Source organism: Sphingomonas eleionomae, from assembly GCF_049889035.1.
Lineage (GTDB): Bacteria > Pseudomonadota > Alphaproteobacteria > Sphingomonadales > Sphingomonadaceae > Sphingomonas.
In genome coordinates this window covers 508,178-522,625 of the sequence record NZ_JBLTWP010000003.1, presented here as the reverse complement: position 1 = coordinate 522,625, position 14,448 = coordinate 508,178, and the positions used below count along the sequence as shown (strand labels likewise).

At 68.1% G+C, this 14,448-nt stretch carries 10 protein-coding genes; 2 read left to right on the top strand and 8 right to left on the bottom strand.

Translation table 11 applies throughout. The features are described 5' to 3' along the window. Window positions 1-25: 25 nt before the first annotated feature. The 6 genes from ACNI3Q_RS10730 to ACNI3Q_RS10705 form a co-directional block, all read right to left on the bottom strand. Window positions 26-3,049 carry a glycoside hydrolase family 2 protein gene (locus tag ACNI3Q_RS10730; protein ID WP_426276501.1) on the bottom strand — a complete coding sequence of 1,008 codons (3,024 nt, stop codon included), beginning with the start codon at window positions 3,047-3,049 and terminating at the stop codon, window positions 26-28. 125 nt (window positions 3,050-3,174) lie between these two features. Continuing rightward, a complete protein-coding gene (locus ACNI3Q_RS10725) occupies window positions 3,175-4,482 on the bottom strand; it encodes an Hsp70 family protein (RefSeq protein WP_426276500.1) in 1,308 nt (435 codons plus the stop codon). Window positions 4,483-4,572: 90 nt separating this feature from the next. Next, complete coding sequence (locus ACNI3Q_RS10720; protein ID WP_426276498.1) at window positions 4,573-8,742, bottom strand: translocation/assembly module TamB domain-containing protein; 4,170 nt, start codon at window positions 8,740-8,742, stop codon at window positions 4,573-4,575. Further along, a complete protein-coding gene (locus tag ACNI3Q_RS10715; protein ID WP_426276496.1) occupies window positions 8,739-10,730 on the bottom strand; it encodes an autotransporter assembly complex protein TamA in 1,992 nt (663 codons plus the stop codon). The genes ACNI3Q_RS10720 and ACNI3Q_RS10715 overlap by 4 nt, the downstream gene beginning before the upstream one ends. Before the next feature lie 109 nt (window positions 10,731-10,839). Continuing rightward, window positions 10,840-11,052, bottom strand: a complete 213-nt coding sequence (locus ACNI3Q_RS10710; RefSeq protein ID WP_426276494.1) for a hypothetical protein — start codon at window positions 11,050-11,052, stop codon at window positions 10,840-10,842. A gap of 110 nt (window positions 11,053-11,162) precedes the next feature. Then, window positions 11,163-11,783 carry a S24 family peptidase gene (locus tag ACNI3Q_RS10705; RefSeq protein WP_426276492.1) on the bottom strand — a complete coding sequence of 207 codons (621 nt, stop codon included), beginning with the start codon at window positions 11,781-11,783 and terminating at the stop codon, window positions 11,163-11,165. 93 nt (window positions 11,784-11,876) lie between these two features. Between ACNI3Q_RS10705 and ACNI3Q_RS10700 the strand changes: the two genes are divergently transcribed. Next, on the top strand, window positions 11,877-12,080 hold the full coding sequence (locus ACNI3Q_RS10700) for a hypothetical protein (RefSeq protein ID WP_426276490.1): 204 nt from the start codon (window positions 11,877-11,879) through the stop codon (window positions 12,078-12,080). Beyond that, window positions 12,077-12,391 (top strand): hypothetical protein, encoded by a 315-nt coding sequence (locus ACNI3Q_RS10695; RefSeq protein WP_426276489.1) that lies wholly within the window; start codon window positions 12,077-12,079, stop codon window positions 12,389-12,391. Before ACNI3Q_RS10700 ends, ACNI3Q_RS10695 begins: the two co-directional genes overlap by 4 nt. Window positions 12,392-12,403: 12 nt before the next feature. On the opposite strand, the gene ACNI3Q_RS10690 is transcribed toward ACNI3Q_RS10695, so the two are convergent. Both ACNI3Q_RS10690 and ACNI3Q_RS10685 read right to left on the bottom strand, forming a co-directional pair. Further along, window positions 12,404-13,192 carry a hypothetical protein gene (locus ACNI3Q_RS10690; RefSeq protein ID WP_426276487.1) on the bottom strand — a complete coding sequence of 263 codons (789 nt, stop codon included), beginning with the start codon at window positions 13,190-13,192 and terminating at the stop codon, window positions 12,404-12,406. After that, entirely contained in the window at window positions 13,162-14,412 is a 1,251-nt protein-coding gene (locus tag ACNI3Q_RS10685; RefSeq protein WP_426276485.1) for a TIGR04063 family PEP-CTERM/XrtA system glycosyltransferase, read from the bottom strand. Before ACNI3Q_RS10685 ends, ACNI3Q_RS10690 begins: the two co-directional genes overlap by 31 nt. Between the last annotated feature and the right edge of the window lie 36 nt (window positions 14,413-14,448).

Below are 14,448 nucleotides of genomic sequence, written 5' to 3'. Positions count from 1 at the left end.
GGCAGTCGGCAGGGGTGGATCGGGTTCAGCGCGGTCCGTGGAAATCGGCCTCGACGATGGCAAGCCGCCAGCCGGGGGCAATGGCATCCGCGCCGGTATCCCCCGCCTGTCGCGCGGTCGCCAACTCGACGATCTTGCCGAACGCATCCCGATCCGTGGTCGGCCCGGTCTGGGTGATGCGCACCACCTGTCCCGTGGTGGCCGGAAACGGGATCGCGGCATAACCAAGCTGCCGCTCCGTTTCGCCGCGCCACACCTCTCGCCCGTCAATGGTGATGACGATGGGATAGGCGCGCGACCGCCAGCCGACGAGCTTCAGTTCGATCTCGTTCAGTGTCACGGGGGCGGCAAAGCGATATTCGATCCACGCCGTATCGGGGCGGCCATCGCTGGCCCAGCGGGACAGTTCGTTGTCGTCGAACGTGGTGGCTGCATCGCCCGGGTTCGACCCGGCGGTGACGGCAACGGGCAGATGCGTGGACCGGGTGGGACGGACCGAATCCCCCGCTGGCGTCGGGCCGCGGGTCAGCAGACCGGGCTGAGCCGCCTCGGCAAACTCCCGTGACAGGCCGCCGGTCAGCGGCGCTGCCGCACGGGTCGGAATGGCGATCGTCGCCGGTTTCAGGCCGGGCGCACTGGCGGTCAGCCGCACGGTTCCAGCATTCCGCCCGGCGCGCAGCAGCACCCGGTTCACCCCCGCCTCGACCGGCAGGGTGCGCGACAGGATATAGTTATCCTCACCCCGCGCGGTGCCGGCGGTCGGCGTGGTGCCGGGCACGACCTCTCCCTGCACGGCGACGGTGGAACGCGGCTTGCCCGAACTGTCGCCCTGGGCAATGCCGCCGCGCCATTCGGCGGGGCCGGTCAGCGTAAAGGCAACCTTGTCATTCGCGGTCGGAACCCGGCGGCCCTTTGCATCGACCACCTCGACATCCACCATCGCCAGGTCCGCGCCGTCCATCACAAAGCCGCGCGGGCCGGTGCGCGGCGTCAGGCGCAGGGCAACGGGCGCACCCACGGTTTCGATGACATGGGCAGAGCGACCGCCATCGGCAACCGCGCGCAGTGTCCCCGGCTGCCACGCCACCGCCGGCCAGGTGAACAGGAACCCGCTGGACCGGGTACCCATGCCGAGCGAACGGCCGTTGCGAAACAGTTCGACCGAGGTGCCGTTGGAAACGACGGTGATCGGCCGCGTCGTGCCCGGCGCATAGTTCCAGTGGCCGATGATATGCGTTGCCGGCGCTTCGGGATCGACCCAGCCGTTCCACATCACCCGATGCGCGAAAAAGCCTTGTTTCGGCAGGCGCATCGCGTCCACCTCCCCCGACCGGCGATAATTGTTGTCGCCGCGATAATGGGTGTTGCTGTCCGACCAGATGATGTTGACCCCGCCCGAACTGACCCGTCGGCCGGTGCCGGGCCGGATGCGGAAATAATCCCACCAGCGGCGGACATCCTCGATCGCGTGGCTGTCCTGATTGCGGTTGTAATCGGGCGCATCCTTGTGAAACGGCGGGGTATCTTCGTCCTGATACAGCCGTGCGCCCTCGTCCCGGCTGTATTCCATCGCCCACATCGGGTGCCGTGCGCTCTTGTTGAGGTACAGCATTTCGCCGCCATATTCGGCGACGCGGCTGTCCAACATCTCGCGCGATCCGATCGCCCGACCGCCATGCGGGTCGTACTGGTCCCGAATGGCCTTCATTTCGGCCATGTGCGCCTCGCTGATGCTTTCGTTGCCGCTTTCGTAAAACAGGATGGACGGGTTGTTGCGGTTGTAGATGATCGCATCGCGCATCAGGGCGGTCCGCTGTTCCCAGCGGCGGCCGTCCACGTCCCGCTCGGCATCACCCGCCGGCATCGCCTGGGGCAGGCCGACCCGGTCGGCGCTTTCGATATCCTGTTTCGACGGCGTGATGTGCATCCACCGGACCATGTTCGCGCCGCTGTCGACCATCAGCGCGTTGGAAAAATCGCTGACCCATGGCGGAATGGAGACGCCGACCGCCGGCCATTCGTTGGAACTGCGCTGGGCATAGCCGTGGACCTGCATCACACGATCGTTCAGCCGGATCAGGCCGTCGCCGAACCGGGTCGAGCGAAAACCGGTCAGCGTATCGACGGCATCGATCGTCCGCCCCTGTTCGATCAGGGTGGTGGTGACGCGATAGAGATATCCGTAGCCCCAGCTCCAGAAGTTCAGGCGACCGATCCGCCCCTCGGCCGACAGGGTCCGCGTTTCGCCGGGAGCAAGGGTTGCGTCCGCTCCGTCAAATCGCCCGACGACACGTCCGCCGCGATCGCGGATTTCGACCCGATAGGTCAGGGTTCGTGGCTGTGCCGCCTCGTTCCGCACCTGCGTTTCGGCATGGATGGTCGCGCGGCGGCCCGGAATGTCGAACTGATCGGCCCAGACATATTGTCCGGTCGTGCCGAGCGCCGAATAGAGCGGCAGCGTCTGATAGACGATCGGCGTCAGGTGCAGCCGGACATTCTTTGTGATGCCGCCGTAATTCACGTTAAAATTGCGGTCGTTCCACTGAAAGCCGCTGCCGCTTTCCCGCTCCTTGTACCGCCAGTCATTGTCGACGCGGACCGCGATGAGATTTTCGCCCGGCTGCAACGCCGCGGTGATATCGGCCCCGAACGCCATCGCCCCGTGTTCCGACAGCACCACGGATCGCCCGTTCACCCAGACTTCGGCGGCCTGACGCACCCCTTCGAACTCAAGGAACGCCTTGCCCGCCTGCGCTCCGGCGGGCAGCGTGATCCGCTTGCGATACCAGATGATCCCGGTCGACTGGTCCTTGATATCACGGGCAAAGGCCTCACGCTCATTGAACGCATGGGGCAGCGTGGCCGGGGTCCATGCGCCATCGTCGAACGCGTTCAGATGCGCGCCCGCCGGATCGCCGGTGATGGTCCGCCATTCGCCGTTGAGGTTATAGGTCGCGCGCTGCGATGCGACCACGGTGGATGCATCATGGGCCAGCGCAGACGTTGCCGACAACAGCCCCACGGCACCGGCCGCAACCCATCCGCGCATCCCCTTACTCCCACATTATGGTTTATCCATCCACACTGTGCGATCAAAGGCGAGTTGGCAAGCATATGGCAGCGGAACAGGAGCTGTCAGCCGTTTGACGCAGCCACACGCCCCGGGGTTCAGGGTCAGTCCGCGCTCCATTCCGCCGGATTGGCCTCTTGCCCGATCATCGCCAGCCCGTTTGCGATGGAGGTGAGTTCATCGCCGGACGCGATCCGTTCCACGCCGAACCGCGCCTCGAACCGCGCGCGGATGGCGGGGATCAGCGACGTGCCGCCGGTCAGGAACACACGATCAATCTGTTCGGGCGTCACCGCAGCCTTGGTCAACGCGGACATCATCGCCGCGTCGATCCGGTCGAGGTCGCCCGCGATCCACTGATCGAACTGGCCGCGCGTCAACGGCACGTCGATGCGAACCCCGCCGCCGTCACAGGTGAAGCGCGTTTCGTCCGCCATCGACAGGTTGCGCTTGGCCCTGCCCACCGCCTCGTACAGCGGGAAGCCCTGTTCATGCTCGATCAGCGCGATCATCCGGCCGATGGGCGCAGGGTCCACGGCATCCCGCTGCAACCGGCGCAATTCGTCCAGCGTGCGGCGATTGCGCATCAGGGCAAGGCGGGACCAGTCGGAAAACTCGCCGAAATAGCCGCCGGGAATTTCCAGTACCTTGCCGAACGAGCGATAAAGGCCGCCCTTGCCCAGCAGGGGCAGGACCAGATTGTCGACGATCCGTTTGTCGAAATGATCGCCCGCAATTCCGATGCCCGCCGCCGCCAGCGGCTCGCACCGCTTTGCGCGGCCAGGCTCTGCGACGCGCACTACGGAAAAGTCGGTCGTCCCGCCGCCGAAATCCGCAACCAGCAGCGTGGTCGGCCTGTCCAGCCGGGATGCAAAGCCGAACGCCGCGCCCAGCGGTTCGTACACATAATGGATTTGCGTGCCCCACTGATCCAGCATCGCGTCATAGCGTTGCCGGGCGAGCGCCGGGTCCGGCCGCCATCCGGCATATTCCACCGGTCTGCCCACAACGATGCGCGGCGGCAGCCGGTCGAGCCGATCCCCGGCATGATCGCGCAGATGGTTGAGGAAGGTGCGGCCAAACTCCTCAAACCGGAAGGCGCGGCCGAAAATCTGCGCCCGTTCGAACAACGGGCTGGCAGCAACCGTCTTGAACGATTGCACGAAGCGGCTGTCGAGCGGGGATTGCAGATATTCGTGGATGGCCCACGGCCCCGCCTCGCTCGCCACGCCCTTCCACGCGCCCTCGTCCTCCCAGAAACACAGGGCGGAACGGAACACGGCACTGCCCGCCCCTTCCCCGTCAAAGGGGACGAGTTGCGGCGCACCCTGTCCATTGGCCAGGGCGACGACCGTGTTGGTCGTGCCGAAATCGAGGCCGAGCGAAGCCGGCACGTCGCCAGTCACGATCATGATCCTTTGCGTTGCAGGAGACAGGGAACGGGGTGCCTATGGCAGGTTGCCCCCGCCTGTCCAGCGATGCGCGGACGTGGGACCCGGCGATCAATAGTCCCGCTGAACGCGGACGTTGACGCTCTGACGCCCGATGGTGCTGATCGAACCGAGCAGCGACAGCCAGCGGGTCAGCCGGAATTCGGCCCTGGTCGCGCTGTATCCCTGGCCATCCGTAATGATTTCGACATAGGCGCGGCGGGTCAGGAACTTGCCGGCGGCAATCGAGGTTTCGGCGCCGGTCTGCGGATCGGCGGGCAGGATGCGCAGCCGGTCAAGGCCGATTGCCGAGCGCACCGCGTTGATCGGGTTCAAGCCCCCGCCGCCATCCCCCTGAAGCGCGGCGACGGCGGCGGCAAGCTGAAGCGCCTCGGGCGCGGACAGGTTGGTGATCGATGTGCCGAACAACAGGCGGGACAACAGCTCGTCCTGCGGCAACGCGGGGGTCGAGGCAAAGCTGATCTCTGGCCGCAGCGCATTGCCGCGCACCAGGATCGAGGCGTTGAGATTGTCGGCATCCGCCTGTGCCACGATGTCGAGCGAGGGATTGGCGGGCGTGCGTCCGTCAAAGCGGATGACCCCGCGCTCCAGTTCGAAACTGCGGCCGGCAAATTCGTAATCGCCGCGGTCCAGCGTCGCCTCACCCGTGATGGCGGGGTCGGTCGGCTCCCCCCGGATGACCAGGTCCGCACGCCAGATGCTGTCGAGGCCAAGGCCGGTGACGGCCAGGTTGCTGGTGCGGGCGCGGATATCCAGCCGCCACGGCTCAATCGGGGTCGTCTCCTCTTCCCGGCCGAAGGGCAGGTTGATTTCGCGCACATTGAGGCGCGGCAGCGGCGTTGCCGTCGCGGCGGCATTGCCCAGCTGATAACGGGCGCTGTTCAGCCGCACGTCGCCGCTGATCGTGCCGCCCGACCCGTCGGACCGGATGCGGATCGGCCCGGTAACCCGCGCACCCAGATTGTCGAGATTGATCAGTTCCGCATTCTGCGCCTCTGCATTCAGGTCAAAGGCAAAGCCGCGGGCGGAAAAGGTGAAGCTGCCCGTGCCGCTGACCCGGCCATCGCCGCGCGTCTTTGCCTGAAACCGGTCGAGCAGCAGCTGCGATCCGGTGAAGCGGCCGGTGGATTGAATGTCGGTCAGCGCCGTGCCGGTCAGCCCGCTTTCGATGCGCGCGCCATTGGCCCGGAGCGAGCCGCGAATGTCGGGATCGTTCAGCGTGCCGCCGATATCCGCACCGATGGCGACGGGGCCGGTCAGGTCGAACAGTTCAAGACCGGTCAGCCGCCAGAGCGTGTCGGCAGGGCCGCTGTAGCGCAGCTGGGCGAACAACGGGGCGGCGAACACCTGATCCATCAGCGGGCCGCGCCCCGACAGCGGCGACAGGCGCATCTGTGCGCGCCCGATCGTCTGCCCGCCGCTGGCGATGACGGCCCGGGCAGCGGCGCGGCCGCCGTCCAGCACGCCCGTCACCCCCATGTCCACCGCGCGGGACGACAGCACCAGCCCCGACCGGGTCAGGCCGCGCACCCGGGCATCGATCCGCCCGCTGGGCATCCCGTCGCCCCGATCGGTCAGGGCAAGCGTGCCCGATACCGTGCCGCCAAGGCCAAGGCCGGGATAGGCGATGTCCAGCAGCGACAGGGGCAGCGCCGATGCGGCGATATCGGCACGAACGGCCCCGTCCTGGCTGGACGCGCCGATCGTCGTGCTGCCCCCGGCAAAGGTCAGGCGGCTGCGCGACAATACCCAGCCATCGGGCGTGAACCGAAGCTCTGCGGGCTGATCCAGCTTGATGGGGCGGCGATCGACAGTGCCCTCCAAGCCGATGCGATAGACGCCATCGGCGATGTCGGTGACGGTGGCGATTTCAAACCCGCGCCCGCGTGCGCCGGCAAGCGTGGCACGCACCTGCCCCTCGCCATTCACGAGCTTTGCCGTTCCCTGAAGCCGGGCGATCCGCAGGCTGCCGTTCGACACGCCAAAGGCGCGCACGTCGCCCTCGATACTGGGCGCGCCCGGATTGAGCACGACGGCGAATGTCGCGCGGCCGCGGCGGATGGCATAGGCATCGGCCAGCCGTGCCTCGCGCGCCTCGATCGTCCCGTCGATCCGCTGAACCCCGCCGGGGACGGAGAAATTGGCGGTGCCGGTCAAGCCTCCGCCAGCCAGCGCCAGGGTGCCCTGAAACCCGCCAGTGACGATGGACAAGGTGCCAGATGCACGACCACCGCTGACGTCGATGCGGTCGAACCGCACCTGCGCGGTGCCGCCGGGGGGGAGCAGGATCGCGCCGTCGCTGGCAAAGCGGCCGGCAAGCGACTGGCCGGTCGCGGCGAAATCGAACCCCTGCGCCGTCGGGTCCAGCGTGGCATCAACCCCGGCCAGCCCGAGGCCAAGGCCGGGACGCGCCAGTTTCAGCTGAATCCGGGGCCGCAGGATCGGGCCATCGAGCACCAGCTGGACCGGGCCATAGTCGACATGGCGGCCCGCCGCCTCGATATGGAAACTGCCGTCATTGCGGCGATAGCCATTGCCGGTCAGGGTCAGGCCGGGCGAGGTCAGCCGGGCACTGCGGAAATAGATGACGCCGTCATTGCCGCGTTCGAGCAGCGTTTCGACGCGCGGCAGCCCCTTGGCCAGCGACAGCAGGAACGCGTTGTCGAAGCGCCGGACCTGCGCCACGCCGCGCCCGACCACGCGCACGCCCCGGTCGCCGGGATCGGGGACGACGGACAGTCGCGACTGAACATCGACGATGCCAAGACCGGGGATCAGCAGCCGGGTCAGCCCGCCGTTCAACATCACCTCGTACCGGCCGCTGGGAAAATCGACCAGCAGCCCGGCGCGCGCGTTCAGCTTGTCCGACCGGACGCGCAGGTCGCTGGCGGTCAGAGTACGTCCGGTAATCTGAAGCGCGCCATCGACCGACAGGTTGCGCAGGATGCCGCCCGCCACATCGCCCACCCCCGTCACGCGCGCGGCGGACAGGCGGATCGGCACCGTCACCGGCGTGCGGGACAGCCGCCCCGCCCCCGCCGCCAGCACCCGGTCGAACCCGGTATTGCCGAACGCCACCCGCTCCGCCGCCAGCCGGTAATCGAACCGGGCGGTATCGAAGGCGCCGTCCAGCACCAGGCGAAGTTCGACGGGCGTGCCCGTCATGGCGGGAAGCAGGGCCGCCGGCCGCGCCAGCCGGACGACGGTGCGCAGGTTGCGAAAGGCGCTGGTGCGAAGGTCGACGCCCCCCTCGCTTTCCACCGACAGGGCATCGGAACGCAGGTTCAGCCGCCCCTCGATCCGGCGCGCGCGGAAGGTGCCCGCCGCTACCATGGTCACGCGCGGGGCGAACAGCGCGCGGACCCGCGATCCGATCAGCGGCGCAGGATCCAGGGTACCGTTCAGGCGGAAATTGCCGCTTTGATTGGCGATGGACAGTTGCACCAGCGGGACGTTCGCCGCCCGCACGGCTGCGCCCCCCTGCCACCGCTGCCAGCTGCCATCGCCGCGCACCGCCGCGCTGACCGGCCGGTTCAGGCCCGTCAGCCGGGCGAGGATGCCGTCGCCGCTGCCCAGCGCGACGCCATCCAGATCGAACCGGTCGCGATCCGGCTCTGCATCCAGCCGCAGGCGCAACCGGTCGCTGCCCGCCACCAGCGCGGTCAGATCAACCAGCGCGCGGCCATCGCGGATATCGGCGCGGCCCGCCAGCATCCCTTCGCGCACCCGCCCGGCAACGCGCCGCCCGATCAGCAGGCGGTCCGCCTGCAACCGGGCGATGGCGATGTCGAACCCCGGCAGGATCGGCCCCTGCCGGCCGGTCGGCGTCGGTTCGGGCAGTTTCAGCAGCACCGATTCCGGGATGACGAGCGACCGGATATCCAGCCGGTTGGCGATCCCCGCCAGCGGCCGCCAGTCGAGGTCGGCGCGGGGCGCATAGAATACCAGTCCCTTTGGATCGCGGATCGCCAGCCCATAGATGCGGGCGCGGCCGAACAGCGACCCTTCGATCCGCTGCACCGAATAGGTGATGCCATTGGCCGGGCGCAGCATCCCGATCCGCCGGGCAACGACGCGGTGCCCGCCCGGCGTGTCGATCCAAAGGGCCAGTGCCGCGACCGCGACCAGCAGGACGGCGACCGCCGCCAGCACCCAGCGGCCCCAGCGCAAGCCCCGCCGCTGCCCCGTCGCCGCAGGTGCGGTGTCCGCCGCCTCGGTCAAAAGGCCTGCCCCAGCGAGACATAGACCGCGATGCGGCTGTCGCCCGGCTGCGGATTGAGCGGCGTTCCCACATCGATGCGGATCGGGCCGAAATTGGAATAATAGCGAAGGCCGACCCCGGCCCCGTACCGGAAATCGCTGATCCCCGGCGAGGTGTCGGTATAGATGTTGCCGCCGTCCAGAAAGGCGACGGCACCGAAATTGCCCCACACCTTGGCCCGCGCCTCCAGCGAGAATTCGGTCAGGCTGAGGCCGCCGATCGGATCGCCATTGGGATCGCGCGGCCCGATCGCCTGAAATCCGTATCCGCGCACCGATGCGCCGCCACCGGCATAATAACGGCGCGATGGCGCAATGCCGTCACGCGGCGCGCCAAGGATCGATCCGATGCGGACGCGCGCAGCGGCGACCAGATTGTCGTTCACCGGCTGATAATAGCTGGCGTCGAGTTGCAGCCGGGCATAGCCGAACACGCGGCCGGAAAGCGATACTTCGGGGCTCAGCCGTCCGCCCAGGCGAAAGCCGCGCGTCGGGTTGAGCAGGTCGTCCGATGCATCATAAGTCAGGCTGGCAGGCAGCGCGCCGACGAAATAGGTGCGCCGGCGAAATTCGCCGGTGCCGACGATGGTGTCGCGTTCGTCGGTGGCGACCAGTTCGGTGCCGATCGACCAGGTCCAGGGTTTCTGAAAAAAGATGTTCGATTGCCGTTCCAGCGTGCTGAACAGCTGAAACCCCGTCGCCTGAAACGCCTCTCGCCGCAGCGACGTGGCGGCGATGCCGACGGTCAGCACGCGGTCGCGCTGACCGAAATTGTTGAACCGCAGTGTCGTTGCCGCCACCTGTTCCAGTGTGCCGATGACGCCGCGCAGCGTCAGCGCCCCTTCCGGCTTCACGAAATTACGATGCGTCCAGTTGCCCTCGATCCGGGCGCCTTCGCCGGTTCCATATCCGATTTCGGCGCCGATGGTGCGGAACGGCGCCGGCTCCATGGCCAGCGACAGATCGACCGTGCCGGGCGCCTCCCCCTCCACCGGCGTCAGCTTGACCGAGGAGACAAGGCCCGTCTGAATGATCGCGCGTTCCAGATCATCGACATCGGCGGCATTGTAGAGCTGGCCGGGGCGGAACCGGGCGATATCCTGTGCATGGTCGCCATCGAACACGCGGTCATTGGTGGTGATGATCCGCCCGAAGCGCCGTTCGCCGCCTGGCTGAACATCCAGGGTCAGCGTCGCCGTGCGGGTGTCGTGATCGACGACCAGCGCCGGTTCCCCCACCTCGGCAAAGGGGAAACCCTGACTGCCGATCGTCGTGCGCAGCTTGTCCTCGGCCGCCACAACCTTGTCGGCATCCACCGGATCGCCGGGATTGAGGGTCAGCGCGCCGCGCAGTTCGTCGGCGCGCGGCCCGGCGGCGTCCAGGCCGGGCAAGGCGACCGTATCGATCGTGTATCGCGGCCCCGGCGTCACATCCAGCGTGACCAGGATGGTGTCCGCTTCGGCACCGATCCGCGGCCGGACGCGGGCGTCGTAATAACCGGCCGCGCGCATCAGTTCATCGAGCAGTTCCACATCCTGCCGCGCGCGCCGTTCGATCTGCGCTGCGTCCGACGGTTCGTCGTCATGCGCCTCCAGCGCCGAGCCTTCGCGAAAGCGTTGCAGGAACAGGGGGTCGGCAATGCCGTCCACCCCCTGCAACGCATAGCGATAGCGCCGTTCGGCCGCGCCCTCGACCACGATCGCCTCCGGGTCGGTGGCATCCGCCTGTTCGCCGGGCAGCGGTGTTGCCAGGTCCGGCCAGTCCACCCCGAAATCGGGCAGGTCGGCCATCGGCGAATCGGGGTCCAGTTCCGGTCCGGGGGCAGCGGGTGCCGGCGGCGGCGGCGGTGCGGGCGGCGCAATGTCCTGCGCATGCGCGGTCGTTCCGCCCATCGCCAGCAGCAATGCAGCGGCGATTCCACCCGCCGAAAAGCGATCCACGCACGCCATCAAGGCGATCCATGCCGCAAGCAGCAGGCCCTCACAATGACTTGGCGGCGATTTTCCGGTCAACTGTGGCGCATTTCCGCGCCCGCGCCGCCGCGATCAGTGGCCGCGATCAGTGGATGGTGCCCACCGCCACCGGATTGCCAAGCACCAGGATCAGCCGCTCGATCTGACGCCAGCGGCAGAAGTGCAGGTAATTGCCCACCGTCCGGCTGTGATCGGCCCGTTCCGCCGCCTCGAACCCCGCATCGTCGCCAAATTCGCGGATCAGGTCCTGAGCCATGGCAACTTCGCCGGGATCGGACAGGTAGAACAGGTCGTGCATGGGGCGCCTTGGCTATTTTTTCGTTGGCCATGCCCCTTAATGCAAAACCCTGCGCGGCAGGTGCAGAGACAGGGTAAGCGGCGCATTCACCATTTGCGGGGGCAACGCCGTCAGAACAGGCGGGTCATCCACACCACCCGGCCAACCGCGTCGACCGCATCGGGGGCCAGATCGACGGGCGGCCAGGCGGGATGTTCGCTGATCAACCGAACGCCGGCCGGGGCAAGCGCGATCCGTTTGACCACCAGCGCGCCGTCCACGCGCGCCACCATCAACCGGGGCTGATGCGTGATGCGGCGATCGGCGCGGTTGACCAGGATCTCGTCGCCGGGTGCCAGCAACGGTTCCATCGATTCGCCCTGCACGCGCAGAAAGGCGAGCGTTGCCGCATCCAGGCGAAGGGCGCGCAACAGGTCCGCAGGCACGCTGGTCATCGCCAGCATCGCCGCCTCGTCCGCCAGCGCGCCCCGCCCCGCCGCCGCCGCCAGATCGAGGCGCGGCACGGCGACCGCAGCGGGCACGGCCGGCCCGCCCAATGCCGATTCGGGCACACCCAGATAGCGGGCAAGCCGCCCCCGCTCCGCCTCTGGCAAACGGCGGGGCGAACCGCGGCGCAGATATTGCTGAAGATAGGCGTCGTTGCGCCCGATCAACCGCGACAGGGCGGTCAGGCTTTCGCCGCTGGCATCGATCAACCGGGCCAGCGCGGTGCGTTGCGCATCGTCATCCATTGTTCCGTCATAGGCCAAGGATTTTTCCTAGACAAGTTGGATTTGAAAGAACATTTCAGGAACATATTGGAGCGACTCACGGGGGTCAATGCGATGGAGATGTTGTGGAAAATCGAACGGTTCCTGCGCGATCAACAGATGCCGCCGACCCGGTTCGGGCGGCTGGTGGCGCGCGATCCCCGGCTGGTGCTGGACATGCGGAACGGCCGCGAACCCCGGCCCGAAATGGTCGGGCGGATCGAGGCGTTCATCGGCAACAACCGGCAGGATGGCGGCCGGAACGGAGCGGCGGCGTGATGCGCGGGCCGGATGCCGTAACCGCGCTGGGCCGGGCGATGACGGCCAGTGCCGAGCGGGCGGGCATCGCGATCACCATCGCATCCCGGTCCAGCCGCGCATGGGCGAGCGCGACATTCGAGGGATCGCGCGTCGGTTACCGGATCGAGGCGGGCGACGATGATCGCCTGTCCCGCTGGCTGGCGGCGCTGCCCGATGCAGAATGGCAGTTGCCGGGCCATCTGGTCGCCGATCTGGCGGTCATTGGCCGGACGGCGGCGGCAGGGCGGGCGGCGGTGGAGATCGAGGCGCTGACCCTGATCGAGCGTTGAGGATGCCGCCGGTCAGCGCGCCGCCATCTGGCGCAGCTGCATCAGCGTATCATCGAACACGCGAACGGGCGGCCCCGACCGGCGGGCCACGCCGCTTTCCAGCCGGGCCAACAGGCCCTGAATCGTCGCGTCGGTGGCGGGCGCGACGATCGCCTCTTCCGGCATTGGCCGGGGCTGGCGCGCGGCGGGCGGCGGGGTCAGTTCGAACGTCTCGATCCGCTCATGCGCGGCAAAGCGCGGCTTGGGCAACGGCAGCGGCAACGGCGCGGCCGGGATGGCATCGGGGTCGAACGCAGCCAGCGGCAGATCAAGGTTGATCGGCAGCGGCTGTTCGACCGGCTCGGCCACGACAGGCGCGATGGGCAGGCCGGATGCGGCAGGCGCGATGCGCACGCGTTCCTGCCACAGCGGGTCGCCAAGTTCGCGGGATGCGTGGACGGGCGGGCGCGGCGCGGCATCGGGATGCGCGTCCGAAGGGCGAATTTCCAGCTTTGCCGCGCGGCGCAGCCGGCGGGCGGGGCGGCGCGGCCAGTGGCGCACGGCCAGCGTGGCGACTACCCAGCCCGCGCCGCCGACGATCACCGCGCCAAAGAACGCAATGGCCGCACGCGCAGTCATGCCCAGCGGCGGCGCTGCGGCAGGCAGGATCGCAGGCAGGCCCGAATCGATGACGACCGATTCGAGTCGCCAGTCGGGCACCGCCATCACCAGCGTCAGCACGGTCACGACCAGCGCGGCGGCGACAAGTCCGGCAATGCCGGGCGCAGAAATCAAGCGTTTACGGGAGAGATACGCGACCATTTTCCATCCGTCCGATTGCGATCGACCAGCCTTTGGTAAACGGGACGATAGCCAGAAACATTTGACGACCAGTTACGTTCGGCATCGACGAACGCACGGGCGCGGGTGCGGCGGGCGTCCCAGCCGGACCGGTCGGCCAGCAATCCGGCGAGCGCGGCGGCCATGCCCGCGGGGTCGTCCGCCGGGAACAGCGTGCCGGTGTCCCCGTCGCGGATCAGTTCGCGGTGCCCGCCCACATCCGACGCGGCGACCAGCCGGCCCTGGGCCATGGCCTCAAGCGGCTTGAGCGGCGTCACCAGTTCGGTAACCCGCATCCGCTTGCGCGGATAACAGAGGATGTCCGTCAGGCTGTAATAACGTTCGACCTCGTCATGCGGCACGCGCCCGACAAAGCGGATCGCGTGCGCTGCGGACGAAGCGGCCGCCCGGGCGCGCAGGGCATCGGCGACGGGACCGCCGCCGACCAGCAACAGCCGCGCGCGCGGCCGCCGGGCGACCAGGTGCGGCATGGCGTCGATCAGGTGATCCAGCCCCTCATAGTCATAGAAACTGCCGATATAGCCGACGACCTCGTCCGCGCTTTCCAGGCCGAGCGCGGCGGCCAGCGCGTCGTCGCGCGGGGCCGGTTCGCCGAACAGGTCCAGATCAACGCCATTGGGCGACACCATGATCTTGTCCGGCGCAATGCCCCGCGCGATCAGGTCGCCCCGCAACCCTTCGCAAATCACGGCGACGGCATCGGCACGGCGCACCTCGCGCGTTTCCAGCCAGCGGGTCAGACGATAGCGCAGGCTGCCCTCGCGTCCCGTGCCGTTGCCCACAGCCGCATCCTCCCAGAAGGCGCGGATTTCGTACAATAGCGGCAGGCCGAGCCGGCGGGCCGCCATCCGGGCGGCAACGGCGTTCAGCACGGGCGAGTGCGCGTGAAGGATATCCGGCCGGAAATCCCGCGCCACCGATTCGATGTGACGGGCAAAGCCGGTGATTTCTCGCCATTCCCCGATCGGGCTGGGCGCGGGCGATACCGCTGGCGCGCGATAAAAGCGCAGGCCATCGACCAGCGCCAGCATCGGCGCGGCGGGGGCATCGGGCTGTCGCGGTCCGCTGATCCCCGCAACCGTCCAGCCGAGCCGTTCCTGCGCTTTCAGGATGGCGCGGGTGCGGAACGTATATCCGCTGTGAACGGGCAGACTGTGGTCGAGAACGTGCAGGATGCGCATGCCGTCCCCTTGCCACGACAGTGTTTAACGCCGCGT